Consider the following 26,527-nt stretch of genomic DNA (forward strand, 5'->3'; position numbering starts at 1 on the left):
TATGTATTGCTAAGGTTAATAGGGAAACACGATAGAATCCGAACAGCACCTATGACCGCTGCACGGAGGCCGTGACAAACGCCGCCCAGGGATGATCCGGCTCGATGCGCGTCGCCGGGAACGCACCGTCATTGACCGCGGGCGGCGGCATCACCTTCACAAGATGGTGCCCTTTCGCTTCGAGGTGACGCTTCAGCGCCGGCACGATGTTGTCGACATCGGTGCCTGCAATGAAGCGAAGCTGGCAATTCGCTACGGCCTTCGGCGGAATGGCGTTGACGGGCCGGCCCGGCGTTCCGGTCCAGAAGGTCAGGATGTTGAACGTGTTGGCCGCATAGACGCGCTCGGCCGGCGACAACCCCGGCTCACCCCACCACCTGTCGATTTGCGGACCCTTGTCACCGCCGTCGATCTCCACATCCGACAGCGCGGCTTTCACCGAGGCCGTCATTGGCGGCGCCTTCAGTTCCTCCACCAGCAGCGCGCCCGTCGGTCCCACAATCGACGCCAGCGCGTGCGCCAGCAGGAACCCGGGATCGGCAATGAGACCGCCCCAGTTGCCGGAGTGATGGCCGCCCTCGCGCAGATCCACCACGAGATCGAAATTGAGTGCACCGCGGCAGCCGAGCGCCAGAGTTGGCCTGTCCTGCCGCACACGCGGACCATCGGAGGCGATGAGACGTCGGCCGCGAAATCCGCCTTGTTCGCCTGGACGAGTTCCTTCAGCCCTTTCGAGCCCGCCTCTTCGCCCATCTCGATCATGAACTTGGCGTTGAAGCCGAGCGTGCCGCCACGCTCCGCGAGGACCGATGCCAGCGCTGCCATGTTGAGCGTGTGCTGTCCCTTGTTGTCCGCAGTGCCGCGGCCATAGAGGCGATCGCCGTCACGCGCGGTGATCCACGGTCCCTCACCTTTCGTCCATTGATCTTCGAGCCCGCGCACCACGTCGCCATGGCCATAGCCGAGAACCGTCGGCAGCTTCGGGTCCTCGATGCGCGTTGCAAGCAGAACCGGACCCTGGCCCTTGAACGGGTTGTCATAGACCTTCGACGTGAAGCCCATGGCGGCGAACGCGGGCTTCATCTCCTCGTCGAGATAGCGATGGCATTCGGCGATGCTTACGGGATCGGGAAACTTCTGGCTTTCCGTGCGGATCGCCACCCGACGCGCCAGATCGGCCTCGAATGCACCTCCTGTCACATAAGTTTCCGCGCGGCGGATGGCACCGGATCTGTCGCCCGTCATGGTGTAGCCTGTCATTGCTCGTTGGTCACAGCTCGTGCTTTCCCGCGGCATTTGGCGCGAAAGCCCGCGCATCATTATTGATCCTGCGCATAAAGCAAAGGAACCTGTTGGCGGTCAGACTTCGGCGGTATTGTCGTCAGGCGCTCTGCAATGCACGCATAGCCGCTTCACGGCAGGAGGTTGTGCCTTGCCACGCTCCAGTCATGGGAGCAAAGGAGAAGACGTGGGCGCGAGACGCGATTCGCCAATCCACGGGATTTTCCAGTGTCCTCGATCGAAAAACGCAATGCTGCGGCGGCCCTTCCGTCGCTGCCTGTCCCTATTGGAGCAACCTCCATGACAGCGCAGCCCTGGAATCCGACCCTGATCGGCATCCTTTGGGTCGCCCTGTCGATGGCCCTGTTCCCATCCTGGCGGCAGCATCCCGCACGGCGACGGATCTCGGATACCATCCGCTCGAGGTCGTCTTTCTGCGCAATTTCGCGGCTGTCATCGTCATGCTGCCGATGCTCGGCTGGCGCGGGTCCGAACTCTACCGCTCATCCGCCCTGCATCTCTACGGCGTGCGCGTGGCGATCAGCCTGGTATCGATGATCGCGTGGTTCTACGCGCTCTCGCTCATTCCACTGGGTGAAGTGACGGCGATCGGATTTCTCACGCCGCTGTTCGGAACACTTACGCCACGTGTTTCTCGGCGAGAAAGTGCGTCTGCGTCGGTGGACGGCCATCATCATCGGCTTCATCGGCGCGATGATCATTCTGCGTCCTGGCGCATCAGCGTTCGGCTTCGGTCAGGCCTGCGCGCTGGTGACGGCACTTTCGGGCGGCGTCATGGGCATTCTGCTGAAGCGCCTTGCCGCGGTCGACCATCCTGACAAGATCGTGTTTCTGACTGCGCTTCTGCTGACGCCGCTATCGCTGGTTCCGGCCCTGTTCGTTTGGAAATGGCCGGGCCTGGATATCCTGCCCGCGCTCACCGTCATTGCACTCACCGGCGTGCTCGGTCATGCGGCTTTGATGCGCGGGTATCGGACAGCGGATGCCTCACTCATCATGTCGCTGGAGTTTATCCGCCTGCCGTTTGCGGTGACGATCGGCTATGTGATGTTCAACGAGACGATCGACAAATGGACGTGGATCGGCGCGGCGATCATCTTCGCGTCCGCCTACTACATCACGCTGCGCGAAGCGAAGCTACGGCGGGAGCGCGCCAAGCCTTCGGCGTAAAACATCTTCCAATTATATACACTGAGAATGCCGCAAATTCTCACCTCTCCCCGCCCGGCGGGGAGAGTTCGCGTAGCGCAAGCTGCGCGGGTGAGGGGGCTTTGCCGATAAGGAAGAGGTGGAGACAGCTTCGACCGCCCCCTCACCGGCTCCCTCGATGTTCTCGGGAGCCTGCCTCTCCCCCTCCGGGGGCGAGGCGAAGTGAGGAGATGCGACGATTAGAGCACGTTAAACAGCGCCGGCGGCCTTGGCTCGCGCCAGCACGCGGTCGGCCATCAAGACAATGTCTATGGCGATGAATGTGCCATCGACATAGGCCGTTCCACGCCCTTCGGCTTTCGCAGCGTTGTATGCCTCTACGACACGGCGTGCCCGCACGATCTCATTGGCGTCGGGCGTGAAGACCTCGTTCACAGCCGCGATCTGGCCGGGATGGAAGACGAGTTTTCCGCTGAAACCAAGCTCGCGCCCGACCTTCGCATCTGCCCGAGCGGCATCCACATCCTTGACCGCGGTGAAGAACGCGGCGTCGATCGCCCTCGATCCCGGCGGCCGCGGCAGCGGCCACGATCAGCGCACGTGGCACCGCGAGTGCACGCTCCGTCACGGCGCTTCCGGTTGCGGCCGTGTAGTCGCCCGAGCCGAAGAACAGAGCCGTCGTACGCTTCGTCGCTTCCGCGATCTCAAGCGCGTTGAAGAGGCCGCGCGGCGTCTCGATGGTCGCCACAATCTCAATACGGTGCTTGAGGCCGCGCCGCGCCTCCTCCCCTCGAGCCAGTTGGCGAGCCCGAGCAACGCAGCGCCACTCTCGACCTTCGGCACGAACAACGCATCGATGCGATCGAGGTCCAGCGACGTCAGATCGGCCTCATGCTCGGCCGTGCCGATGGCATTGGTGCGCACCAGACGCTCGCGACGGCCGAAGTCGATGGTGCGCAGAGCATCGGCAACGAGGCGCCGGGCTTCGGGCTTCTGCTCCGGTCCGATGCTGTCCTCGAGATCGAGAACCACGCAATCGGCATCGAGCGTCGCGGCCTTGGCGATCCGCTCCGGTCGATTGCCAGGCGTAATCAACATCGAACGGCGCAGTCGCATCGAGAGGCTCCGGATCAGAGAATGAACTTGGAGAGATCGGCGTTCTTCGCGAGGTCGCCGACACGGGCACGCACATAAGCTGCGTCGACGGTGTCGTCGCCGTTCTTATCCGAGGCCTCGAACGAGATCTCGTCGAGCACCCGCTCCATGACGGTCTGCAGGCGGCGCGCGCCGATGTTCTCGACCGTCGAATTGACCTGCGACCGCGATGTCAGCCAGCGCATCGATGGCATCATCGGTGAAGTCGAGCGTCGACGCCCTCGGTCTCCATCAGCGCCACGTACTGCTTGATGAGGCTCGCCTCCGGCTCCGTCAGAATGCGCCGGAAGTCCTCTCGCGTCAGCGGCTTCAGCTCGACGCGGATCGGCAGGCGGCCCTGCAGCTCGGGCAGCAGGTCGGCGGGCTTGGCGATGTGGAATGCGCCGGACGCGATGAACAGAATATGGTCCGTCTTCACCGGCCCGTACTTGGTCGACACCGTCGTGCCCTCGATCAGCGGCAGCAGGTCGCGCTGGACGCCCTCGCGGCGAGACATCGACGCCGACTCGGCCGCTCTCGCTGCGCGAGCAGATCTTGTCGATCTCGTCGAGAAACACGATGCCGTCGTTCTCGACGGCCTTCACGGCCTCCTGCGTGATCTGGTCGCTGTCGATCAGCTTGTCGCTCTCGTCCGCCGATCAGCATCTCGTAGTCTGTCCGTACGGTCATGCGCCGCGGCTTCGTGCGCCCGCCGAACGCCTTGCCGAGCATCTCGCCGATGTTGATCATGCCGATCTGAGCGCCGGGCTGGCCGGGATGTCGAACATCGGCAACGTCGGGGCCGGTGTCGGCGACCTTGATCTCGATGTCCTTGTCGTTGAGCTCGTTGTTGCGAAGCCGGCGGCGGAAGCTTTCGCGCGTGGCCGGCGAGGACATCCTCGCCGACCAGCGCATCGAGCACCCGCTCCTCGGCGGTCTTCTCGGCCAGCGCCTTGGACTTCGCGGCGCTTGCCTCGCGCACCAGCGTGATGCCGATTTCGACGAGATCGCGGATGATGCTGATCCACGTCGCGGCCGACGTAGCCGACCTCGGTGAACTTGGTCGCCTCCACCTTCAGGAACGGCGCGCCTGCGAGCTTTGCCAGGCGCCGCGAGATCTCGGTCTTGCCGACGCCGGTCGGGCCGATCATCAGGATGTTCTTCGGCAGCACCTCCTCGCGCAGATCGCCGGTCGAGCTGCTGGCGCCGCCAGCGATTGCGGAGCGCGATCGCCACGGCGCGCTTCGCGTCCTTCTGGCCGACGATGTAGCGATCGAGTTCGGAGACGATCTCGCGCGGAGAGAAGTTGGTCATCAGCCGTCCAGTCCTAGGAATGCCAAGACGAATTTGAGGCCGATGATCGCGCCGACCAGCAGCATCAGAAAGAGAGCGCGCAAAGCCGTCATCGGCTCGCCGTAGTAGGCAACGCCCAGGACCACGGTTCCCGCCGCGCCGATGCCACTCCACGCGGCGTAGGCCAACCCGATCGGAATGCTCTGCATGGCGGCCAAGGAACCCGAAGCTCGCGGTTGAGAAGATGAGGAACGCGATGATGGCCAGGGGCGCAACGACCAGTCCTTGATGTGCATCGATGTTGTAAACCCGACCTCGAACAGTCCCGCGAGAAGCAGGGTGAGCCACCCCATGGCGACCGGTGCTCCCCTCAGCGACTGCTCTCGAGACTCTCAATCACGAGACTCCCGTTGGTGTAGACGCAAATCTCGGCAGCGATGGCCATGGCCTTCCGGGCGATATCTTCAGCGCTCATCTCGGTGTCGAGCAAGGCGCGGGCTGCGGCGAGCGCATAGTTGCCGCCCGAGCCGATGCCCATGACGTCCCGCTCGGGCTCCAGCACGTCGCCCGTGCCGGTCAGGACGAGCGTGCGCTGACTGTCAGCCACGAGCATCATGGCTTCGAGGCGGCGCAGGAAGCGGTCGGTACGCCAGTCCTTGGCGAGCTCGACGCAGGCGCGCGTCAACTGTCCTGGATACTGTTCCAGTTTGTTCTCCAGCCGCTCGAACAGCGTGAAGGCGTCGGCCGTCGCGCCGGCGAAACCGCCGATCACATCGCCCTTGCCGAGCGACCTGACCTTGCGGGCGTTGGATTTGATGACGGTGGCGCCGAGGCTGACCTGTCCGTCGCCCGCGACCACGACGCGCCCGCCCTTGCGGACCGTCAGGATGGTCGTGCCGTGCCAGGTCCCAGGGCGTCCTCCGGACGATGAGGCAATCATACCGTGTGTCATTCTGTGCGATGTCGGTGCATCATCGGGCGCCGTCAAGGTCCCATGAGCCCCGTTTGCTAGGCTTGGGCGCCGTTTTTCGCCGGGTAAGGGCGTGGCGCTCAAGGCGCCAAGCTGATAAACGCTGCGGAAGGGAACTGCAAGTAAAGTAGGGCAGATCCTGAAGAAGAGCAGCCAGCGAGGGTTCCGTGGCACGTACAGCCACCATCGAGCGGTCGACCAAAGAGACCCAGATCAAGGCAACTGTTAATTTGGACGGAACCGGCGCGTACAAGATCGCGACCGGCATCGGCTTTCTCGACCATATGCTGGAGCAGCTCGCCCGCCATTCCCTGATCGACATCGAGTTGCAGGCCAAAGGCGACCTGCACATCGATTTCCACCACACGACCGAGGATTCCGGGATCGTGCTCGGCCAAGCTATCGCGAAGGCGCTCGGCGACAAGCAGGGCATCACGCGTTACGCCTCGATCGATCTCGCCATGGACGAGGCGCTGACCCGTGCGGCGATCGACGTCTCGGGCCGGCCCTATCTCGTCTGGAAGGTGGACTTCACCCGACCGAAGCTCGGCGACATGGATACGGAACTGTTCCGCGAGTGGTTCCAGGCCTTCGCCCAAAACGCCGGCATCACGTTGCATATCCAGTCGCTGGCCGGCGACAACAACCACCACATCGCCGAAACGTGCTTCAAGGCGCTGGCACGCACCTTGCGGCAGGCTCTCACCATCGACGAGCGCCAAGCCGGCCGCGTGCCTTCGACGAAGGGAACACTGGCCGGTTAGTGTGATGATCGGGAAATCCGTCATACCTGGCAGCAGGGCTCACAAGCGAATTTCTCGATCTGAATCACACTGGAAAGTCTATGGTGATTGATCAAAGGCAAGGACTCTTGAGTGACTTGGCTTTTAAACTGGCAGTCCCCAATTTGAAGGGCAGTCTCAATTGCATCTCAAGGAACTGCCGAGCCACAAGACGGGCGATCTGACCGAAGCAGCGAGAGCCCGCACATCGAAGGAGTAAGCCGCGTGAAGACCTACACCGTGCACGAGCCGCCGAACGCTCCCGCAAATGTGGTCGACCGCGCCGAGCATATGGTGTTCGTGAAGGACGGTTTTTCCTGGGCTGCGCTGATCTTCGGGCCGATCTGGCTGCTGGCCAAACGGCTGTGGCTCGCCTTCGTGGTCTATATGGCGCTTGCTACGGTGATCTCTCTGGCGTTCGAAGCCGCCGGTGTGGGCGAGAAATTCATCGGCTGGGTCATTGCCGCACTCCATCTTCTGCTGGGACTGGAAGGCTCGACCCTTCAGCGCTGGACACTCGATCGCGCGGGCTGGCGGCTCGTCGGCAGCGTCATCGGCCGCAATGGCGATGAGTGCGAGCGCCGGTTTTTCGACGCATGGCTCGACGGCGATATGTTCGCCAAGTCCGTACCGCTGGGCGCCGGACCGGCCCCGCTATTCACGGATCGCAATCCAGGCTGGCTCTCGGGCCTCTGGCGGCGCACCTGAAGGATACCCATGCAGCGCGTCGTCATCATCGACTACGGCTCCGGCAATTTGCACTCGGCGGCCAAGGCGTTTGAGCGCGCCGCGCGATCAGCCACACCTGAGAGCCGCATCATCGTCTCGTCCAATCCCGAGGATGTCGCGAATGCGGACAGGATTGTCCTGCCGGGCGTCGGCGCGTTTGCCGATTGCAAGCGTGGTCTTGTCTCCGTGCCCGGCCTTGAAGCCGCGCTTGTCGAAAGCGTCCGGCGCAAAGGCAAACCGTTTCTTGGAATCTGCGTCGGCATGCAGCTTCTCGCCGACCGTGGCCTCGAGCATGTTGTAACGGAAGGCTTAGGCTGGATTCCGGGTGAGGTGCGTATCATCGAGCCCAACGATCCTGCGCTCAAGATTCCGCACATGGGCTGGAATACGTTGACGGTGCGGAGCGAGCACCCGCTGCTTGCCGGCATTCCGACGGGTCCCAAAGGACTGCACGCCTACTTCGTGCACTCCTATCAGCTCGTGACGAAAGACCGATCGACGATCGTTGCAGAAACGGATTACGGCGGGCCTGTCACCGCTATGGTCGGTCGCGATAACATTGCGGGCACTCAGTTCCATCCCGAAAAGAGCCAGACGCTCGGCCTTGCTTTGATCGCGAATTTTCTGAGCTGGCGGCCGTAAGCAGCGGGCGCAACACAGCTTCGCCTCCCTTCCTCTGCCGATTTCGAAAATCGTTCGCGCACGCCCGAACGGGCTACACCCAGTTTCCGCGCGTGCCGCCTCGGAACGGCCACGGATCTCGCGCATTCTGGTGATGGAGGGGCGGAGCCGCCCGCGGCACGTAGAAAAATGTGGACAATGCGTCGGAGTCACGGCGACCACGCCCGAACCACCGCTAGCATCGCAATCGAACGATGCAGCAAGGGGAGGGCGGCTGCGATGTCACGCTGTGGCTGGCTGGTTCAAGATCTCGATGTCTCGGCGCCACCGAATGCGCCGCTGCTGTTTGCGGTCGCGATCGATGATCCCTACGAGGCCGAACGCATTGTGGCCCGCCGCCTGAAGCGGCACGCATCGGTTGCCGCCACGTTGATGCAGCTCCCCGGTGGCTTCCTGAAAAAATTGGACCTTGCGCCCGGTCAGTTTGCTATGCTCGACCGACACAAGGGTCCCTGATACCACAAGACGACGATCGTCCTTGTTCGCCGCAATATCGCTCCTTTCGCGAGGCTGATCAGATGCCCCAGGGCTCATCACGATCCGATGCCTCATGCGCTATGTCTTGACGCTATGGCTCATCATCAACGGCAAGCCACAGCAGCTTGACGTCGCGACATTCAAATCGCAGCTCGGGTGCCAGATGGCATCGCGCCTCTCCGTCTCAGTGAAGATCAAGAGCACAACGGTGCGCAGCGTGCGGCCCCGGCGCGTGGAATGCCGCCGAGTCCGCACGCCCTAAACACCCGCACAAGCAATGCGAAACAACGCACACAGAACAACACAACGCCACACGACTCACACCAACGCCGTCCATTTGCCTGAAGGGGGATCTCGGGAAGCTTCATGCAATTGGACAATCTCGGGGAACACACGGGTTTGACAAGGCGATCAGGGCGACCGGGGCCCGACCACACCTCCAGCCTCCGATAGCCAATAGCCGTATCGGAGGCTGGGCAGTTTCGGGCGCGGGCACTCTGCGCGATGCCACCCTTGCGGAAGGGTCTTAGCTTGCCGCTTTCAGCGCGACATCGAGGTGCGGGATGTCGCCTTTAGTGATGTCCGCCGTGGCTGGGCTGGGGAATGCAACGACGTTATCGGACGCCACACCCTGCTGTTGCTGCCGGCGGCGGAACCAGCGCAGACCTGCGTTGGTCAGCACCGCATCACCGCGCGTCTCCTGGATCAGCAGGCCATCATTCTCGTCGAGCAGACGGTTGAGGCGCGATCCGAGTTCGGCGTCGCTACGCTCTGTCCGGATGTACCAGACGTTCTCAAGGGGTCGTGCCCAAGCCTCGCCGAGCGCCATGATGGCATCGGTGAGATAGGGCTGGTTCATGTCGGGCTTGGCGAGGTCGTAGGAGACGAGGAAAGTGCGCATGGGATGATCTCGTGGGCTGCGAGAAGGGTCCGAGGGCGGAAGTCCATCACCGCGAGTCGCGGCGTGAACATATAAAGAACAATGCCCCGATTCGGCGGTAAGTTCAATCTTTGTTCTCATCTTGAGAGGCAATATTTTCGATCTGAAACTTAGCGCCCCAAAGGGTATTGCCTCGTATCCCCGCGGAAGGGCTGCGTCAGCATCCGATCGAGACGTTGCTCCGCCGGATCCCTGAACTGCCCGATCCCTAACGTCATGCCGTCGTGTCCTGCTTCGGGCTGGGCCTTATAGGTGCCGAAGATGCGATCCCACCACGGCAGATTGAACCCGAAGTTGAGTGGCGGGCACACAGCTGGGCGCACCAAAATGAAATTTAAAAGGAACGGTCTTTCCATTGGCGATCATGAATTTTACTCCATCCATGCCGCATACATTGGCGATCTCGTGCGGATCGCTGATGGTGCCAACTGTACCATGCACCACGGCCAGCTTTGCAAATTCTGATGGTACCAGCATGCTGCTTTCAATATGCACATGACTGTCGATAAAACCCGGCAGTATAAAATGCTCCGTTTCAGGATGATGGTTCTTATGTGGTAAGCGGTTAATGGCAGTTATCTTTCCATCTGTTACATGCACTTCGCCGTAAAATATCTCTTTGTTGAAAATGTCAACAACATTGCCGTGTATCTTAAAAGAATTCATGATGATTTAATAGTGGTATAAGTTTTGCACCCGAACTGCAAGTTAATGGTTTAGTCAAAAAATATTTGCTTACAATTTTACTTTATATTGCGATCCTAAATTTTTTTAAAATGAAAAGTGTAATTATTTTCTGCCTCTTTATAATGATCATGGTGATTGCCCAGTTTGCCAATGCTCAAACAGTTGATGATGTGATAGAAAAAAATATTGCTGCCATGGGTGGTAAAGATAAACTGGCCACACTCAACAGCGTACGCATGGAGGGCAATTTATCTGTACAGGGCACCGATGTAAATATTGTCATCACCAAATTGCACAATGTGGGCATGCGCAATGATATTTCGGTAATGAGTACCGAAAATTACCAGATAGCCACACCAACCGGCGGTACTGTGTTCATGCCAGTTTTTGGCCAGGCCTCTCCACAGCCAATGCCCGACGATCAGTTGAAGTCTGCCCAGACTGCATTGGACCTGCATGGCACTTTTGTAAACTATAAAGAAAAAGGAACACAGCTGGAATTGCTGGGTAAAGAAGCGGTGGATGGTGTGGACTGCTATAAAGTAAAAGCCACTTTTAAGAACGGTAATGTTACTGTTTACTTTTACGATGCAAAGACCAACCTGTTATTAAAAACTTCTACTGAAGGTTCTGCCAACGGAGAAAAAGTAGATGTGTATACCATTTACAGTAATTATAAACAAAATGCGGATGGCTACTGGTTCGCTTATACCACTACCAATTCAAGAGGGCAAACTGATTTTGATAAGATAGAAACCAACATAAAAGTAGACGAGAAGATTTTTAAATAAATAACACAACCTCACACAATAAAAAAGCCCTTTTAAAAAGGGCTTTTTTAATATCATTAATTATTCATCCAGCAGGTCGGGCCTTTTCTCTTTGGTCCTTAATAAAGATTGTTCGTACCTCCATTCTTCCACCAGTTTATGATTGCCGCTCAATAATATTTCCGGCACTTTCCAGCCGCGGAATTCTTCGGGTCTGGTATATACCGGCGGCGCCAGCAAATTATCCTGGAAAGAGTCTGTCAAGGCACTGGTTTCATCATTCAGTACACCAGGTATCAGCCGGCCAATGGCATCTACCAAAACGGCTGCAGCAATTTCGCCGCCGCTCAGTACATAATCGCCAATGGAAATTTCTTTGGTAATAAAATGTTGCCGCACCCTTTCATCAATGCCTTTGTAATGTCCGCAGATTAGGAGCACGTTATTTTTTAAAGAAAAACTATTGGCCATTTTCTGGTTAAAGGTTGCGCCGTCGGGTGTTAAGTAGATCACTTCATCATACACCGTTTCTTTTTGCAATGATTCAATTGCATTCACCAATGGTTCTATCATCATTACCATGCCGGCGCCGCCGCCAAAGCATAATCATCCACCTGCGCCCTTGCATAAGTGGTATGGTCACGCAGGTTGATCACGTTCACTTCCAGCAAACCTTTTTCCTTTGCCCTTTTTAAATATAATGTGCAAAGGGGCTTTGCAATATATTCGGTAGCAACCGAAATGATATCGATTTCATTTTATACAACTTGTTTTAATAGATTATTTAGCAACAAATTTATCCAGGTCTCTTTTATCTTTTTTAGTGGGCCTGCCCTGTTTGCTCATTCTTTTACCGGTATGAAAAACAGCCGCCTGGAATTTGATGCGGTCCAGTTCTTCAGCAGGGGTGATGTCAATATAAAATTGGATGGCCTCACTGTATTGCACCCGGTGATTGAGCAGGCCGGTAACTTTATCACCCAGCGTTTGGCCTCGGTCTTTACTTCATATTCATCTCCAATATTTACAGTTTTGGAAGCCTTACAGTTATCACCATTATATTTCACCTTGCCCTTGTCGCAGGCATCTGCCGCCTGGCTGCGGGTCTTGAACAAACGGATGGCCCATAAATATTTATCCAGCCGCAACTTTTCCTTTTCCATGCTGCAATAAATGCTTTTATACCAATGGTAACCGCTGTAGAAGGGATTTGCTTATTTTTAGTGCTTAAAAAATAAAATCTATGAAGTTCAGGATCATTGCTCTCAGTTTATGCTGCTTATTTTTGACAGTTGCTGCAAGCCCAGCGGGGCCGCATCAACTGGACACCCGATGGATACGCTTATACCAAAATGAAGGAAGGTAACATTGTAAGAGTGGATGCCCGGACAGAAGCGGAAACTGTGCTCATTAAAGGAGCCACGCTCGCTGGTGGCAAAGCACTGATGCCGCAGTCCGGACGCTTTAGTGCCCATAACAGCAAGCTGCTGGTATTTACCAACACAGCCAAAGTATGGCGCTACAATACCCGTGGCGATTACTGGGTGCTGGATATTGCTGCCAATAAATTGACACAACTCGGTAAAGGGCGTCCTGGCGAATCACTGCCATGTTGTCAATTTTGCCGATGGAAAAAAGTAGGTTATGTAAGTGAACACAATTTGTATGTGGAAGATGCGAATACCAACGTGATCAAAAAACTTACTGCCGACGGTACCAGGAAACTGATCAACGGAACTTTTGACTGGGTGTACGAAGAAGATTTGGCTGCCGCGATGGTTTTCGCTGGAGCCTGGATGGCAAGAAGATCGCCTTCTGGGCAGGTGGTATGCCAACAAGATCAGGGATTATTATATGCTCAATACCACCGACAGCAATTATTCAAGAGTGATACCGGTGGAATACCCAAAAGTAGTGAAGCGCCGTCGCCGGTTAAGATTTGGTGTGGTGGATGTAACATCAGGTGTTATCAACTGGATGCAGATAGATGGCGATCCGCAACAACATTACCTGCCAAGAATGGAATGGAGTGGCTACAATGAATTAATTGTACAACAGCTCGATTGAAACAACAGGAAAGTAAACTGATCGATTGCAGTACATCCGATGGCAGCAGCCGTACTTTCTGGGCCGAGAATGATGAGGCCTGGGTGGACCTGAATTCTGCTGATATATTTGGTGAGCCGGGTGGATTTTCATTTATCAATAAAGGACAGAGTTTTATATGGGTGAGTGAAAAGACGGCTGGCGCCATATTTACAAGATCAGCCGCGATGGCAGAACAGAAACCTTGCTGACAAAAGGCAATTATGATATCGGTGATATCAAGTGTATTGATGAAGCCAATAATTACATCTATTTTACCGCATCACCTTCCAATGCCACACAATTGTATCTATATCGTGTACGTATAGAAAATAAAACAAGCATCCTCGATAAATTCAAAAAACCAAAAGAAGAAGCGGAGTTGCTAAGTGCAGAAAATTTAGTAGGTACCCACAACTACAATATTTCGCCCAACGGAAAGATTTGCCACGCATTCCTTTTCCAACTACAATACCAGGCCGGTAACGGAATGGATTACGCTGCCGGATAACAAACCATTCAGCGAAGCGAAAAGCATTGCTGCTAATATTAAAACTGATAACAGCAATGATGTAGAGTATATACAGATCACCACCGAGGATAATGTAACGGTAGACGCATGGGTAAACAAACCGGCCAATTTTAATCCTGCAAAAAAATACCCGGTAGTAATGTATGTATATGGCGAACCTGCATCCAGCACGGTGCAAAACAGTTACGGCGGCCAGCGTAATTTTTTATACGATGGCGATATGAGGGCTGATGGATATATACAGGTTTCGGTAGATAACCGCGGTACGCCAATGTTGAAAGGCGCTAAATGGCGTAAGTCAATTTATCGCAAGATCGGTATCATCAATATCAGGGACCAGGCCATGGCGATGAAGAAATTACTGGAAGAAAGGCCTTATTTTGATAAGGACCGTGTGGCAGTTTGGGGATGGAGTGGTGGAGGATCTTCCACACTTAACCTCATGTTCCAGTATCCCGAAATATTTAAAACGGGTATTTCCATCGCAGCTGTGGGCAACCAATTGAACTATGATAATATCTACCAGGAACGCTACATGGGATTGCCGCAGGAGAACAGGGAAGATTTTGTAAAAGGATTACCCATTACCTACGCAAAAAATTTAAAAGGTAATTTATTGTACATACATGGTACAGGAGATGATAATGTGCACTATGATAATGCAGAACAGTTACTGAATGAATTGATAAAATATAATAAACAATTCCAGTTTATGCCTTATCCCAACCGCACGCACAGCATTTCGGAAGGAGAAGGAACCTGGCAGCATTTGACCACTTTGTACACCACTTATTTAAAACAACACTGCGAGCCAGGCGCTAAATAATTTAAGATAATTTTTCAGCTGCAATAAAAAGGGTCCCGTCATGGCGGGACCCTTTTTATTTTTTGGGCTTTAAACTATTGGCAAGCCATTTGGTCTTACCGTTAGAAAATAATACATATGAAAAAATATTTTGGAAAAATGATGTTATTGCTGCTGGTAGGATTTGCATCCATTACAGCAGCCGATGCACAGATTGTAGTAAAAGTGCGGCCCGGTCCGCCGGTAGTAAGAGCAAGGCCAGTTGCGCCTTCGCCTAAGCATGTATGGGTAGGCGGTAATTATGTTTGGCGTGGGGGTAAATATGAGTACACCGAAGGTTATTGGGCCGTACCTCCCAGGGCCCGGGCTGTATGGGTGGAAGGCCATTGGCAACACCGCCGTGGTGGATGGGTGTGGGTACCCGGCCACTGGAGAAGGTAAATAACGCATAGTTTTAACGGGGTTCTTATAATTAAGCCGGGCCTGCCATAGTGCAGGCCCGCTTATTTACAGGCAACTGTTAAATTTTTCTTTGGCATAATGTTAGCAGTACTACTGTCGTTATCAGTAAAATTCAATTATGAAAAAAATACTCACGGCCGTATTGCTTTTCGTTACTTATTGTACTGCTGCTCAGCGCAACAGGTTGAGCGAAGATCATGAAAACTTTTTCCGCTTTGGTGCAAAGGGTGGTGTTAATGTAAATAAGATCACCGGTCAATCATATAAAAGCGGGTACAATTATAATTACCAGGTAGGCGGTTTTGTACAATTTAATTTTTCGAGAAGATTTGGCATACAGCCCGAAGTGAATTTTGTACAAACCTCTTCCGAATTCAGCAACTATCCTAATGATATTTATGATGATCTGTTCAGAGATGGCAGCCAGAAAAAATCTACTTTGAATTACCTGGAAGTGCCTGTTTTCCTGAATGTGAACCTTGGTCCCAGTAAAAGAATAAAACTCCAGGTAGGCCCATCTTACGGAGGTTTATTAAAACAAACTACCGACAGCCTTAAAAGCAATGGCAATATTTATAAGAATGCAGAGTGGAGCGCTATAGGCGGTCTGTGGATACAATTGCCCCTCATCAACCTGGGTGCAAGATATAAATTAGGCCTTACCGATATCAATGCAGTGGACGATTGCCAGACATGGAAAAGCCAGGCAATTCAGGTATTCGTTGGCGTTACCTTTTAGTATCAACGGAGATTGATTTTGTTTTTGTACGGAGTACTTTGTATATTAGAAGTATAATCTCCCACCATGCAAAACATACCGCTCGATCATTTATTAATGATAGATATAGAAACTGTACCCCAGTTTGCTTTATTTGATGAATTAACAGCCGACTGGAAACAACTATGGGAAGAAAAAACCCAGCGCAGTTTACCCGATTATACATCTGCCGGAGAGTTCTATCCGCAAAGGGCCGGTGTAATGGCCGAGTTTGCAAAGATTGTTTGTATCAGTATCGGTTATTTCAATAAACAGGGGAATACATTACAACTCCGTGTAAAATCATTTTATGGGGATGATGAAAAAAAACTGCTGCAGGATCTTATTGTAACAGTAAACCAGATGGAAGCAAAGAATAACCGCTGGAGTTTTGCAGGGCACAATATAAAAGAGTTTGATATTCCCTTTATCTGCCGCAGGCTTTTAATAAACAGGTTGCATATACCTGCTTATCTCGATTTTCAGCACATGAAACCATGGGACACCAATATTGTAGACACATTCCAGTACTGGCGTTTTGGCGATTACAAAAATTATACTTCTTTAAAATTACTCGCTGCGGCGCTAGGTGTTCCCTCTCCCAAAGATGATATTGATGGCAGCATGGTGGCAGAAGTATACTGGAAACAAAAAGACCTGGAGCGTATTGTAACTTATTGTCAAAAAGATGTGTTGACCACCGCTAACATCATCCTGCGTTTCAGGAATATGGACCTGCTGACAGATGAAGCGGTGGTGATAGTAAAATAAGAATTGCCTGTTGCTGTAAAATAAAATGCCCCCGTCAACTGACAGGGGCATTTATTTTATGGTGCCGTGAATTTTATTCTACGAACACTTTTAAGGTAGTAACATTATCTGCATCTATCACTTTTACAAAGTACAGCCCTTTGCTCATGGTTGCAGTATTGATCTGCAAATGTGTTTGCGCTGTAGTGGTTTGATAAACCAGTTTGCCCGCAGCATTCAGCACCTGTACAGTTGACTGCTGTGTACCTGTTTTGCTGATATACAGATTGATTGCATCTTTTGCAGGATTAGGTACCACTTCTGCAGTGTAGTTGGAATTGAACAATGCCTTCTTGATATCTGAATAATCATATTTATTGTCCTTATCCACTTCTTTCAGGCGGTAATAATTCACGCCCCTCATTGGTGCATAATCGTAGGTGCTGTAATCAATGCGATGGCTGCTGTTACCTGCTGCTGCAACTGTTGCAATAGCATTCCATGTTCTGCCATCAATAGACCTTTCGATCACAAAATAGCTGCTGTTGATCTCCTGCTCAGTGCTCCAGGTAATTTTTGCGGTGTTGTCAACTTTCTGCACATTGAAGGAGTTGAGTTTAACAGCCAGTAAAGCATTATCGTTCCTGGTATACCAGATAGGAGAAGTAATGATCCTGCTGGTACCATTGGTGATATCCAGGTAATAGTAACCGGTAGCATTGTTGGCTAAATTGATATCAGTGAATTTTAAACTGCTGCCGATAGCAGAATCAATTTTGATCGCTGACACGCCGCTGCCCGGTATACCAAACATCACACGGATAACTGCTGCTGCAGTAGAAGTGGTGGCATCAGTTAATTGCACTGCAATATTCGGAGCAAACCTGTCCAAAAGTATAGAACCCATTATCTTGGTGTTGATCGTGAAATCCACCTTGGTATCACAATCCTGTGTGGCATAGAAATTCATATTGCGCATACCACCCACAATAGCTGTCTTGGTCAACACAGGTGCAATGATCGCTGTTCTTGAATAAGTGGTATGACCAAAAGTAGTGTTGTGGTTATCATGATCCATAGTTGGGCCGAGGTGATAACCTAATGACAACATTTTTTGATAATAGAACAGATACGACAATGAAGAACCAGGATTTGAATACGTGGTATTGGTAGAAGTTGCAGGTCCGCTTTCTACTGCAGAGCCGGTGATGGCATTATCTGCAACCGGGTCGTATGCAATATTGGCAAGGTTATTATAGTCAGTAAGATTAGGATGCGCCAGTGTAGCAAAAGTATTTTTCGCCACATTATCATTCACGGTTTTAAATAAACCGGTGCTGCCGGTATAAATACTCTTCGGCACATACACGTCGTAATTATTAGCAGCGCCCCATGCACCGGCACCACTTTCCCAACCCCAAAGATCATCCATACCATCGCCGTATACCACTACGTGGCCGCCGCCGCTGATAACACCCCATTCCATACCATACAAAGCCAGGAAGCCCGGATGTGCGGAAGTGAAGTTGTTGGCTTCGGTAGAACCGGAATGGAATAACGGAATGGTATTACCAGGGTTATTTACCGAAGAGAAGTGGTTGTGTTCAGATATACCCAGGTAATCCATACACTGCGCTGTCATAGCATACGTATAATCATCAGTGGGTGTATAGCCAGGATGATCCTGGTTACCATCTGAATAATCAGAGTGAGAGTGCAGGGTACCAAAATAATAATTATTGGTAAGTACATTGGTGGTAACAATATTGCCGGAAAGCGATGCGCCTGCAGCATACTTGGTACCGCCCGAACAGTTTTTATTAGCAGCAAATACAAAATAGTAATAAGTGGTATTGGCTGTAAGACCTGTGTTGAGGAAAGTAGTAAGACTGCTGTTGGCAACTACAGTACCACCGCCAAATGCATCACCCACATTGTAATCTGTATTATCCACCGGTGAAGCAGATAAAGTAGGAGATGTGCTTTGAACAACCAGGTAATCATCTGCACTTGCTACACCTGTAAAAGTACCTGCCACCGCAGTGTTGGATGGAGTAAGCGCCAGTACAGTAGGTTGCGCACTTGGTGCAGAACATGGAGGAAGTGGTTGTGTTGTCTGCGTACCATTTAAAGGACTGGTGATATTATACACCGGTCCGTTTACGCATGACAGTGAGTTGATGCTGAATACAAAGAAATAATATTGTGTGCCTGCCTGCAAACCATTTGCAGTAAAGGAAGTAGCAGTACTTCTTTCCACCACTACGGCATTACCCAAAATATCGCCTACATTGTATACGGTGGTATTAACAGGATTATTGCTTAGTGATGCTGAAGTACTTCTTAACACCAGGTATTCATCAGCTGCAGGGCTTGCCGCAGTGAATGAACCCTGTATGGAATTAACACCCACAGTACCAAAAACAAGATTGGTTGGTTGAGCAGTTGGGGCACTGCAGGGTGGTAATCCTGCAATAGTGCTTGCAGTACCATTCAATACTGTGGTGGTGTAATATAAAGGACCGCCGGTACAAACACTGTTCAGCGGGAAAATAAAGAAATAATATTGTGTAGATGCGGTTAAACCTGTAGCAACAAAGCTGGTGCTGCTGCCTCTTGCAACAACAGTACCATCGCCCAGGTTATCACCCACATTGTATATCACGCCGTCGGTAGGGTTACCGGTAAGGCTGCTGTTAACGCTGGCAACCACCAGGTATTCATCAGCCGCAGGACTTGAAGCAGTAAAGCTTCCTGCAATTGAAACATCCGTAATGGTTCCAAAAACCAAAGCCGTGGCCGGTGCTGTAGGACTGGCACAAGGTGTAGTGGCAACAGCAGTTACATTGATATTATCAATAGAGATCTTTGGTCTTGATCCTGTAGTACCACCGGTACCGTTATGATAATAGAAACGCAATCTTGCAGTAGCGCTGTTATTGAACGAAGCAGGTAAAGCAATATTCGCTTTAGTGCCGCTGGTGGCGGCATTGTTGGTAAAGTTGAGTACCGAAGCAAAGGTCAGTTCAGTAAAAGTTACACCATCTGTGCTGGTATAAACCCTCATCGAACCATTCCTGTCACCGGTAGAGTTATTGATGGAAGCCCAGTCAAAACTTAAAGTACCCGCATTTACACCGGTAAAATCCAGGTAAAAATCAATAGCGGAAGAAGTGGAGTTATCCGGAGAGCCTGTAGATAACAATACAATGGATTGTGTAGGCGCTATCTGGTCACTACCTCTTTGCACACCACCCGAAAAACCAGGGTTACCGGTCTGGAATGATTGTGTGGATGCAGTAATATTAAAACCATTCGGAATAGTACCGCTACCGCCGGCACTGTTGCCTCCCCAGTGATTAGCGCCTGTACCGGTGATGAAGAAGTTGCTCCAGTTGGCAATATCACTAAAGGTTTCTGTATAGCTTAAACCGGATTGTGCAGACATTACTACCGGTAACGCGGTACAGTTAAATGCCTGCTGTGTGCCATAAGTAGTGCCGATGCTGTTGGTGGCATAAGCTTTATAATAGTAACGTGTATTAGGAGTAAGACCTGTAAGTGTAGAAGAGAAATTACCACCTGCTAAATTAGAAGCAACCACCTGTGTACCTGATCCGTCAGGGAAGCCAGAACTTGTGCTGTATTCAATACCATAAACAGTTACTGTAGCACAACCCGAACCGGTAATAGTACCTGCGGCAACACCGCTGGTAGCAGTGATAGACGAACTGCCGCCTGTAGTTACAGAAGGTGCAGTATTGATACCTGAGCCGGTTGCATTTACAGGATAAGATGCAGCAAGGCCACCACCACTTAAATTGATAGTGCCATTATATGATTGAACAACTGTAGGAGTGAATTTTACATAGATCACCTGGCCTGTAAAGCTATTACCCGTATACGAAAAACTTAAAGTTGAAGTATAAGTACCACCGGATGTAGTGGAATAAGTAAAGCCCGGAAGTGCAGCAATATCTATATTACTGCCATCAAGATTATTACCATCCAGCGTAAAAGAATTAGGACCGGCAGTGGTGTTGATACAAACATTACCAAAATCAGCCAGGCCGGAAGTTAATGTTACAGTACCTCCAGACGCAGGATTGATAGTAAATGTTTGTGTATTGGATGCTGCTGCTGCACCGGTAGTGGTAACACCTACCTGCGCTGTTCCAGAAGCGCTGATGTCTGTTGCAGGAATGGTAGCAGTCAATTGACTTGAATTTACAAAAGTGGTTGTTCTGTTGGAGCCAGCCCATGTTACAGTAGAACTGCCACTGATAAAATTGGTTCCATTAACAGTTAATGTAAACCCTGCAGAACCTGCTGTAGTGGAGGAAGGCGCAATTGAAGTTGTTGTTGGAGTATTCGGTACACCGGTTAACTTGATATCATCTACTCTTATAGAAGCTGTTCCGCTTTTTACAAATCTAATTTTCAAACCATTGATCTGACCAGCTGCTGGTATAGAAAGCGCTTTGGACAAATACCAGCCGGTAGATGCGTTGGCGGCTTCATTGAACAATGCTGCACTTGTATTGGCAATTACCACCCAAGCTGTACCATCCCAATATTCTACAGAAAAAGTTGCTTGCAGTGAAGCTGACTCTTTCCTATAACCAAATTGTAATACTAAAGTATTATAAGTAGCAGCATTAATAGATTCAATTGAAAAACCATAGTTTCCACTGGTAGTGGTAAAAAAGACATTACCTGCTCCGGAAGCACCTGTATAAGTACTGGAAGCACTCGTATTCCTTACGTCGGCAGGGTTAGTAGCGCCACCGTTGGAAAATGTGAATACACCGTTATTTTGCCAACCGGTATAGCTGGCAATAGTAGTAGTGGCCGAAGGGGAACCTACATTTTCTGATAAAATAGTGACTTGTGAAAAACTACTGATTCCGGTGAGCGTGAAAAAAAACAGCAATATCAACTTTAAGGTAGATAGTTTGGTCATATCCAAGTTTTAGTTTGTGTAAGTAAAAATCAGGCGTCAAATGTAGGTGCATAAAGGCTCTTAATAGTAATTTTGGTGTAAAGAATTTATTAACAATTTGCCATCCTGTCAGCGAAAAAAAACTGGCATTCAGTTTGACAAAAAGGCCATAAATAATAACAATCAATCATATGCAAAAAGGAAATATCAGGGTACAGACCGAGAACATCTTTCCCATTATTAAAAAATTCTTATATAGTGATCACGAGATATTTATAAGGGAACTGGTAAGTAATGCTATTGATGCTACCCAGAAACTGAAAACCTTGTCTTCGATAGGCGAAGCAAAAGGCGACCTGGGCGAGTTGAGGATCGATATAAAGCTGGATGCTGAAAAAAAGACACTCACTATCAGTGACCGTGGTGTGGGCATGACAGACGAAGAAGTGGACAAATACCTGAACCAGCTGGCATTTAGTGGTGCAGAAGAATTTTTGGAAAAATACAAAGGCCAGAATGAGAATAATATCATTGGTCATTTCGGGTTGGGCTTCTATTCAGCCTTTATGGTAAGCGATAAAGTGGAAGTGTTCAGTAAAAGTTTTAAAGAAGGTGCCAAAGCGGTAAGATGGGAATGTGATGGCAGCCCCGAATTTACTTTGGAAGAAGTGGAAAAAGATACAAGGGGAACGGACATTGTATTGCACATCAATGAAGAAAGCAAAGAGTTTTTAGACAAATACCGCATTGAAGCAATGCTGCAGAAATTCTGCCGCTTTTTGCCTGTGCCGATTTATTTTAAAGATGTGAATGAGAAGCCGGAAGAATTAAAAGAAGGCGAAACAGCACCGGAAGAAAAATCGATCAATAATCCTTCACCGGCCTGGACGAAGAAACCATCAGAATTAACGAACGAAGATTATATCAATTTTTATAAAGAATTATATCCTTACGGCGAAACACCGCTGTTCTGGATCCATCTGAATGTGGATTATCCATTCAATCTTACCGGTATTCTTTACTTCCCCAAGATCAAACAGAGTTACGAGATACAGAAAGATAAGATACAGCTGTATAGCAACCAGGTATTTGTAACGGACGAAGTAAAAGAGATCGTTCCGGAATTTTTAATGCTGATGCATGGTGTGATCGACAGCCCGGATATACCACTCAATGTAAGCCGCAGTTATTTGCAGGGTGATCAGAATGTAAAAAGGATCAGCAGTCATATCACCAAAAAAGTGGGCGATAAGCTAGAAGAGATATTTAAGAACGACCGCAAACAGTTTGAAGAGAAATGGGAAAGCCTGGGCCTGTTTGTTAAGTATGGTATGATGACCGACGAAAAATTTTTAGAAAAGGCCAACAAATTCCATATCCTGCAGGATGCAAAGAATGATACATTCTATACGCTGGAAGAATACAGGCTGGCAGCAGAAACCCTGCAGAAAAATAAAGACGGTTATCTTATCATTTTATACACCACCAACCCGGTGCAGCAGGACGCTTATATACAACAGGCCGAAGCCAAAGGCTATAAAGTGGTGAAAATGGAAACCATCATCGACAATGGCTTTATACAGCAGATGGAAATGAAATGGGATAAGGTACAGTTTGTAAGGGTGGACAGTGATATTACCGATAACCTGATCGATAAACAGGAGGGAGGTGATAGTGTGCTGAGCAAAGATGACGAAGCTAAACTGAAAGAATTGTTTGGCGTAAAAATTCCTGACCTGAACGTGACCGTGGAAGTAAAAGGATTGAGCAATGATACACCACCGGTAGTTGCAACCCGACCTGAGTTCATGCGCCGTATGAAAGATATGGCAGCCATGCAGGGAGCAGGCGGAATGGGCGCCTTTTATGCCAACATGCCCGACGAGGTTACACTAACAGTAAATGGCAACCATGCTGTTTATAAAAACATCCTTGCCGAAGGAGAAAAAACAAAACAGGAAAAACTGGTGCACAATCTTGCCGACCTTGCATTGTTGTCGCAGGGATTATTAAAAGGCAGCAGCCTCACTAACTTTATCAACCGCAGTGTAGAACTGATGGGGAATAATTGATAAAAGAATTTAAAATAGAAAAAGGGTTACGAAACAGTAACCCTTTTTTATTGTAGCTCTAATATCACTGCTTCCAGGTAATTCATTTTTTTAGTATGGTATACTTCTTTAAATCCTATGTTCAGTAATTCTTCTTTATGCAATGGGTTTGCATAGATCAAACTGATCTTCCTGGGGTGTTCCTCAAAACTGGTCAATATATTTTCTGCCACGCCACTCATGATAACTTCATCAAAGGGGTTGAACATAAAAATACAATCCACATCAGCAGGTATTTCGTAATAAAAAGCATCATTGTTAAATACCCTGTACTGCAGTTGCGGAAATTTATTTTTTGTAAGTAAAAGATTTTTTTCTGCGGCTGTACAAAATGCTTTTGAAAAATCAATACCGGTAACTTTTTTAAGATCATAATAAGCAGCTACACACAATGTTCTTCCCTTGCCACAACCGATATCTAAAAAATGAGTATGATTGTTTGCTTTTACCCGGTCAAAAACATCTTCCAGCACATCATAGCTCACCGGCATATAGATCGTGGAATGATCGGTATCAATGCCTTTTTTACGCAGCGATCCTAACTCATCTGCGCCAGTGGTATCAATGCCGTATTTTTTCTCTCCCTTGATCTCTTTCCTGGTGATATGCGCAGCGATCTTAAAGTTCCAGTTATACGCCAGGTAAAAAAAGTATCGTATGTATTTGAATAAGTTCACTATGGATAAAGATAAGCAGAAGGCTGTATGCTTGATAAATAAATTGTAAGGAGTGTAATTTCAAAAGATCAGATCCTTCCTACAAGATAGGTTTGATCTGTAGTGGGAGTTGCAGCGCCGCCTGCTTTTTCCAGCGTTACGGTAAAACCGGTCGCGTCACCGGGCACGTTGGATACTGCTATAAAGCGGTCGCGGATGGTGTCGTCGATAATACCAACGCTCACAGGTTGCCCATTTACAGTGGCCCACAACTGGTAATTATTACCGGGCTTTTGTTTGGCCAGGTGATGGATCATGATATAAGCCTTGTTGGTCTTTTTATCCCAGAACATAGTGCATCTGCAAATAGTATGAGGCCCCACACCGTTCATGGCCACAGGAGTGATAGCGGGGTTTTTAAGGATGTTGTAATCGTCGGTTGGCAATGTTGCAGCGGCGGTTTCTTTTTCTGCCAGTAAGCGGTCTTGCTTTTTTATTTTATCGTACAGTGTATAATTGAAGACAGTGCTGCCGATCAGCAATACCAGGCTGGCTGCAACAGCAGGCTTCCACCAATTCATCTTTTTTGATGCGATCGGGATAACAGGCGTATTCAGTTCGCTGAGTGAGGAAAGTATTTTTTCATCCAATGCAGCCGTGGTGGAACTGGGGTTATCCATAAATTGTTTTTCCAACGCTGTTTCAAAAGCAAGAACAGCACTTTGTACTTCGGGGTATTGCAGGCACATGCTTTCCACCTCCGCCTTTTCCTGCGCAGTGCAAAGCCCCATTACATAGGTCTCAATAATACCGGATGTTATAAATTCATTACTGTTCATTTACAAAAATTGTTTTCGCAGTTCGATCAGCGCATTTCGTAATCTTGTTTTTACGGTTCCTTCCGGAATGCCCAGGATCTTTGCAATTTCCTCGTGCGTATATCCATTAAAATAAGATAATTCCAGCACATTTTTATAGTCTTCCCTCAATTGCTGCACCTGTTTGCGTAAGCCAATTTTGTTAATGTTCAACTCCTGCCCCGGCAGGTTGTCGGTATAATTAACGTAATTGCTCAGCGAATCGTTTTTTTGCTGCGATTTATATGCTTTACTCCGGGTGGTATTGATGGCGCAATTGCGGGTAACATTATACAGCCAGGTAAATAACCTTCCTTTTGCCGCATCATACTTGTTGATATTTTTCCAGGCCGTAACAAACACTTCCTGTAATACATCACTGGCAGTTTCCTCATCATCAATCAATTGTTTTATTACAGTCAGCAACGCACCTTTATAATTATGGTACAGGTATTCAAAAGCGCTTTTACTATGCTTTTGAAGTGCCGTTACCAGGTCTGTTTCGGTATATGATGTTGTATTACTCAAGGAAAAGGCGAAGTGTGTTATAAAAATATAGGTAACTGTCGTTGTAAAAAAATTTTTTACCTACAAAAAACCGGAATTCTTTTTTTCTTGTACATAGCTTGAATATTTTTAATCAAAACCAGTGTATAAGCGTTTAGGGATACTGCTTTCCTGAATATGCCTGCACACAGGTACCATCACCACTATAATTATTTATTTTTTGTTGCATTATTTATACCATAACAGTATGAAACGGTATTGCTTTATTATACTTGTTCTAGCAGCTGGTTCCAAAACGCAGGCGCAGGGTTGCAGCGATGCCGGCTTTTGCTCCCTGAAATATGCTGGTACAAGCGCTCATAAAAACAGTATTGCACTAGGTAATATAAGTGGTGTTGCAGATGGACATACTTTTGTTAACAGTACCTATATCACGTATTCAATGCAGTTGCACAAAAAACTGCTGTGGGATACAAAGCTGGTTGCGAATTATGCATCGGGCAAACTCGGCCATAATTTTAATGCAGGAGATGTGTTCACGAATATTTCTTATAAAGCCTGGCAAAACAGTACGCAGCAAAAAAGTATTACTGCATTGGCAGGGTTAAAGATACCTCTTACAAAATCTAATGATAAAGCTGGTGGACAACCATTACCTATGGCTTACCAGGCATCATTGGGTACGTACGATCTGTTACTGGGCGGCAATGTACAGATCAATAAATGGGAATTCACCAATGCATGGCAAATACCATTGACACGGCAGAATGAAAATACATTCATAAAAGAAAATTCATCATCCGGCGATTTTTCTTCCACCAATAAATTCAGGCGAAAAAGCGATGTATTGCTGCGTGCAGCTTATAATATTAAGAGAGCCGGGAGTAAATTTTCTTTTAAACCCAACCTGCTGGCAGTTTATCATTTAAGTAATGATAGCTACGAAGATGGCAATACAAACAGGCAGCAGCTTACAGGTTCAAAAGGATTAACACTTAACGCAAATATTATTGGAAAATATTTCATCAACAGGTCTAACAGTATAGAACTATCCATAGCAGCACCTTTTGTGGTAAGGCAGATAAGGCCGGATGGCTTAACGAGAGAATTTACAGCAGGAATAGAATACAAAATTTCATTTTAAAATAA

At 49.6% G+C, this 26,527-nt stretch carries 30 protein-coding genes and 4 pseudogenes; 17 read left to right on the forward strand and 17 right to left on the reverse strand.

The window, feature by feature from the left end:
* Positions 1 to 49: 49 nt before the first annotated feature.
* Both QM738_RS10725 and QM738_RS10730 read right to left on the reverse strand, forming a co-directional pair.
* Positions 50 to 595, reverse strand: coding sequence for a peptidase dimerization domain-containing protein (locus QM738_RS10725; RefSeq protein ID WP_462276717.1), 546 nt, complete (start codon positions 593 to 595; stop codon positions 50 to 52).
* Between the two features lie 80 nt (positions 596 to 675).
* Positions 676 to 1,320: pseudogene (locus QM738_RS10730) on the reverse strand (M20/M25/M40 family metallo-hydrolase); the annotation flags it as partial.
* A gap of 128 nt (positions 1,321 to 1,448) precedes the next feature.
* Here QM738_RS10730 and QM738_RS10735 point away from each other — a divergent pair.
* Together QM738_RS10735 and QM738_RS10740 are read left to right on the forward strand one after the other, a co-directional pair.
* Positions 1,449 to 1,913, forward strand: a pseudogene (locus QM738_RS10735) (EamA family transporter); the annotation flags it as partial.
* A 16-nt stretch (positions 1,914 to 1,929) separates the two neighbouring features.
* The gene (locus QM738_RS10740; protein WP_462276718.1) at positions 1,930 to 2,472 is read left to right on the forward strand and encodes a DMT family transporter; all 543 of its coding nucleotides are present in this window, start codon (positions 1,930 to 1,932) and stop codon (positions 2,470 to 2,472) included.
* A 228-nt stretch (positions 2,473 to 2,700) separates the two neighbouring features.
* Here the strand turns inward: QM738_RS10740 and QM738_RS10745 are convergent, their stop codons facing one another.
* From QM738_RS10745 to hslV, 7 genes and pseudogenes are all read right to left on the reverse strand, one after another.
* A complete protein-coding gene (locus tag QM738_RS10745) occupies positions 2,701 to 2,973 on the reverse strand; it encodes a hypothetical protein (RefSeq protein ID WP_462277539.1) in 273 nt (90 codons plus the stop codon).
* Positions 2,855 to 3,567 (reverse strand): annotated as a pseudogene (locus QM738_RS10750) (HpcH/HpaI aldolase/citrate lyase family protein). The gene QM738_RS10745 and the pseudogene QM738_RS10750 overlap by 119 nt, the downstream one beginning before the upstream one ends.
* A gap of 14 nt (positions 3,568 to 3,581) precedes the next feature.
* On the reverse strand, positions 3,582 to 3,803 hold the full coding sequence (locus tag QM738_RS10755; protein WP_462276719.1) for a hypothetical protein: 222 nt from the start codon (positions 3,801 to 3,803) through the stop codon (positions 3,582 to 3,584).
* A complete protein-coding gene (locus QM738_RS10760) occupies positions 3,800 to 4,102 on the reverse strand; it encodes an AAA family ATPase (RefSeq protein WP_462276720.1) in 303 nt (100 codons plus the stop codon). The genes QM738_RS10755 and QM738_RS10760 overlap by 4 nt, the downstream gene beginning before the upstream one ends.
* Before the next feature lie 229 nt (positions 4,103 to 4,331).
* Positions 4,332 to 4,736 carry an AAA family ATPase gene (locus QM738_RS10765; protein WP_462276721.1) on the reverse strand — a complete coding sequence of 135 codons (405 nt, stop codon included), beginning with the start codon at positions 4,734 to 4,736 and terminating at the stop codon, positions 4,332 to 4,334.
* Positions 4,737 to 4,898: 162 nt separating this feature from the next.
* Complete coding sequence (locus QM738_RS10770) at positions 4,899 to 5,231, reverse strand: DMT family transporter (protein WP_462276722.1); 333 nt, start codon at positions 5,229 to 5,231, stop codon at positions 4,899 to 4,901.
* Positions 5,232 to 5,248: 17 nt separating this feature from the next.
* Entirely contained in the window at positions 5,249 to 5,818 is a 570-nt protein-coding gene (gene hslV, locus QM738_RS10775; protein ID WP_462276723.1) for an ATP-dependent protease subunit HslV, read from the reverse strand.
* 197 nt (positions 5,819 to 6,015) lie between these two features.
* On the opposite strand from hslV, the gene hisB reads away from it, so the two are divergent.
* From hisB to QM738_RS10795, 4 genes are all read left to right on the forward strand, one after another.
* On the forward strand, positions 6,016 to 6,612 hold the full coding sequence (gene hisB / locus QM738_RS10780) for an imidazoleglycerol-phosphate dehydratase HisB (protein WP_462276724.1): 597 nt from the start codon (positions 6,016 to 6,018) through the stop codon (positions 6,610 to 6,612).
* 243 nt (positions 6,613 to 6,855) lie between these two features.
* Positions 6,856 to 7,338 (forward strand): DUF2628 domain-containing protein, encoded by a 483-nt coding sequence (locus QM738_RS10785; RefSeq protein WP_462276725.1) that lies wholly within the window; start codon positions 6,856 to 6,858, stop codon positions 7,336 to 7,338.
* Positions 7,339 to 7,347: 9 nt separating this feature from the next.
* A complete protein-coding gene (gene hisH, locus QM738_RS10790) occupies positions 7,348 to 8,001 on the forward strand; it encodes an imidazole glycerol phosphate synthase subunit HisH (protein WP_462276726.1) in 654 nt (217 codons plus the stop codon).
* A 177-nt stretch (positions 8,002 to 8,178) separates the two neighbouring features.
* Positions 8,179 to 8,496, forward strand: coding sequence for a hypothetical protein (locus QM738_RS10795; RefSeq protein ID WP_462276727.1), 318 nt, complete (start codon positions 8,179 to 8,181; stop codon positions 8,494 to 8,496).
* 547 nt (positions 8,497 to 9,043) lie between these two features.
* On the opposite strand, the gene QM738_RS10800 is transcribed toward QM738_RS10795, so the two are convergent.
* Both QM738_RS10800 and QM738_RS10805 read right to left on the reverse strand, forming a co-directional pair.
* A complete protein-coding gene (locus tag QM738_RS10800) occupies positions 9,044 to 9,418 on the reverse strand; it encodes a hypothetical protein (protein WP_462276728.1) in 375 nt (124 codons plus the stop codon).
* A 285-nt stretch (positions 9,419 to 9,703) separates the two neighbouring features.
* Complete coding sequence (locus tag QM738_RS10805) at positions 9,704 to 10,123, reverse strand: amidohydrolase family protein (protein ID WP_462276729.1); 420 nt, start codon at positions 10,121 to 10,123, stop codon at positions 9,704 to 9,706.
* 110 nt (positions 10,124 to 10,233) lie between these two features.
* Between QM738_RS10805 and QM738_RS10810 the strand changes: the two genes are divergently transcribed.
* Positions 10,234 to 10,935, forward strand: coding sequence for a hypothetical protein (locus QM738_RS10810; protein WP_462276682.1), 702 nt, complete (start codon positions 10,234 to 10,236; stop codon positions 10,933 to 10,935).
* Positions 10,936 to 10,995: 60 nt separating this feature from the next.
* Here QM738_RS10810 and trmD read toward each other — a convergent pair whose 3' ends face one another.
* Complete coding sequence (gene trmD / locus QM738_RS10815; protein ID WP_462276730.1) at positions 10,996 to 11,472, reverse strand: tRNA (guanosine(37)-N1)-methyltransferase TrmD; 477 nt, start codon at positions 11,470 to 11,472, stop codon at positions 10,996 to 10,998.
* A 284-nt stretch (positions 11,473 to 11,756) separates the two neighbouring features.
* The gene (locus tag QM738_RS10820; RefSeq protein ID WP_462276731.1) at positions 11,757 to 12,077 is read right to left on the reverse strand and encodes an RNA-binding S4 domain-containing protein; all 321 of its coding nucleotides are present in this window, start codon (positions 12,075 to 12,077) and stop codon (positions 11,757 to 11,759) included.
* A gap of 282 nt (positions 12,078 to 12,359) precedes the next feature.
* Here QM738_RS10820 and QM738_RS10825 point away from each other — a divergent pair.
* The 8 genes and pseudogenes from QM738_RS10825 to QM738_RS10860 all read left to right on the forward strand — a co-directional run.
* Positions 12,360 to 12,671 (forward strand): annotated as a pseudogene (locus QM738_RS10825) (DPP IV N-terminal domain-containing protein); the annotation flags it as partial.
* A 97-nt stretch (positions 12,672 to 12,768) separates the two neighbouring features.
* A complete protein-coding gene (locus QM738_RS10830; protein WP_462276732.1) occupies positions 12,769 to 12,981 on the forward strand; it encodes a DPP IV N-terminal domain-containing protein in 213 nt (70 codons plus the stop codon).
* Positions 12,978 to 13,211, forward strand: coding sequence for a hypothetical protein (locus tag QM738_RS10835; protein ID WP_462276733.1), 234 nt, complete (start codon positions 12,978 to 12,980; stop codon positions 13,209 to 13,211). The genes QM738_RS10830 and QM738_RS10835 overlap by 4 nt, the downstream gene beginning before the upstream one ends.
* Positions 13,205 to 13,510, forward strand: a complete 306-nt coding sequence (locus tag QM738_RS10840) for a DPP IV N-terminal domain-containing protein (RefSeq protein WP_462276734.1) — start codon at positions 13,205 to 13,207, stop codon at positions 13,508 to 13,510. The genes QM738_RS10835 and QM738_RS10840 overlap by 7 nt, the downstream gene beginning before the upstream one ends.
* Before the next feature lie 160 nt (positions 13,511 to 13,670).
* The gene (locus tag QM738_RS10845) at positions 13,671 to 14,357 is read left to right on the forward strand and encodes an alpha/beta hydrolase family protein (protein WP_462276735.1); all 687 of its coding nucleotides are present in this window, start codon (positions 13,671 to 13,673) and stop codon (positions 14,355 to 14,357) included.
* A 117-nt stretch (positions 14,358 to 14,474) separates the two neighbouring features.
* Positions 14,475 to 14,777 (forward strand): hypothetical protein, encoded by a 303-nt coding sequence (locus tag QM738_RS10850; RefSeq protein ID WP_462276686.1) that lies wholly within the window; start codon positions 14,475 to 14,477, stop codon positions 14,775 to 14,777.
* Positions 14,778 to 14,916: 139 nt separating this feature from the next.
* Complete coding sequence (locus QM738_RS10855) at positions 14,917 to 15,537, forward strand: porin family protein (RefSeq protein WP_462276736.1); 621 nt, start codon at positions 14,917 to 14,919, stop codon at positions 15,535 to 15,537.
* Positions 15,538 to 15,603: 66 nt separating this feature from the next.
* The gene (locus QM738_RS10860) at positions 15,604 to 16,326 is read left to right on the forward strand and encodes a ribonuclease H-like domain-containing protein (protein ID WP_462276688.1); all 723 of its coding nucleotides are present in this window, start codon (positions 15,604 to 15,606) and stop codon (positions 16,324 to 16,326) included.
* Positions 16,327 to 16,399: 73 nt separating this feature from the next.
* Here QM738_RS10860 and QM738_RS10865 read toward each other — a convergent pair whose 3' ends face one another.
* Positions 16,400 to 21,268 (reverse strand): T9SS type A sorting domain-containing protein, encoded by a 4,869-nt coding sequence (locus QM738_RS10865; protein WP_462276737.1) that lies wholly within the window; start codon positions 21,266 to 21,268, stop codon positions 16,400 to 16,402.
* Between the two features lie 170 nt (positions 21,269 to 21,438).
* Here QM738_RS10865 and htpG point away from each other — a divergent pair, with 170 nt between their 5' ends.
* Positions 21,439 to 23,319, forward strand: coding sequence for a molecular chaperone HtpG (gene htpG, locus QM738_RS10870; RefSeq protein ID WP_462276738.1), 1,881 nt, complete (start codon positions 21,439 to 21,441; stop codon positions 23,317 to 23,319).
* A gap of 47 nt (positions 23,320 to 23,366) precedes the next feature.
* On the opposite strand, the gene QM738_RS10875 is transcribed toward htpG, so the two are convergent.
* The 3 genes from QM738_RS10875 to QM738_RS10885 form a co-directional block, all read right to left on the reverse strand.
* Complete coding sequence (locus QM738_RS10875) at positions 23,367 to 24,035, reverse strand: methyltransferase (RefSeq protein WP_462276739.1); 669 nt, start codon at positions 24,033 to 24,035, stop codon at positions 23,367 to 23,369.
* A 68-nt stretch (positions 24,036 to 24,103) separates the two neighbouring features.
* Complete coding sequence (locus QM738_RS10880) at positions 24,104 to 24,853, reverse strand: anti-sigma factor (protein WP_462276740.1); 750 nt, start codon at positions 24,851 to 24,853, stop codon at positions 24,104 to 24,106.
* The gene (locus tag QM738_RS10885; RefSeq protein ID WP_462276741.1) at positions 24,854 to 25,399 is read right to left on the reverse strand and encodes an RNA polymerase sigma factor; all 546 of its coding nucleotides are present in this window, start codon (positions 25,397 to 25,399) and stop codon (positions 24,854 to 24,856) included.
* 226 nt (positions 25,400 to 25,625) lie between these two features.
* On the opposite strand from QM738_RS10885, the gene QM738_RS10890 reads away from it, so the two are divergent.
* Positions 25,626 to 26,522, forward strand: a complete 897-nt coding sequence (locus QM738_RS10890; protein WP_462276742.1) for a hypothetical protein — start codon at positions 25,626 to 25,628, stop codon at positions 26,520 to 26,522.
* The last annotated feature ends 5 nt before the right edge of the window (positions 26,523 to 26,527 follow it).

It is taken from the genome of Ferruginibacter sp., assembly GCF_049840995.1.
Taxonomy (GTDB): Bacteria; Bacteroidota; Bacteroidia; order Chitinophagales; family Chitinophagaceae; genus Ferruginibacter.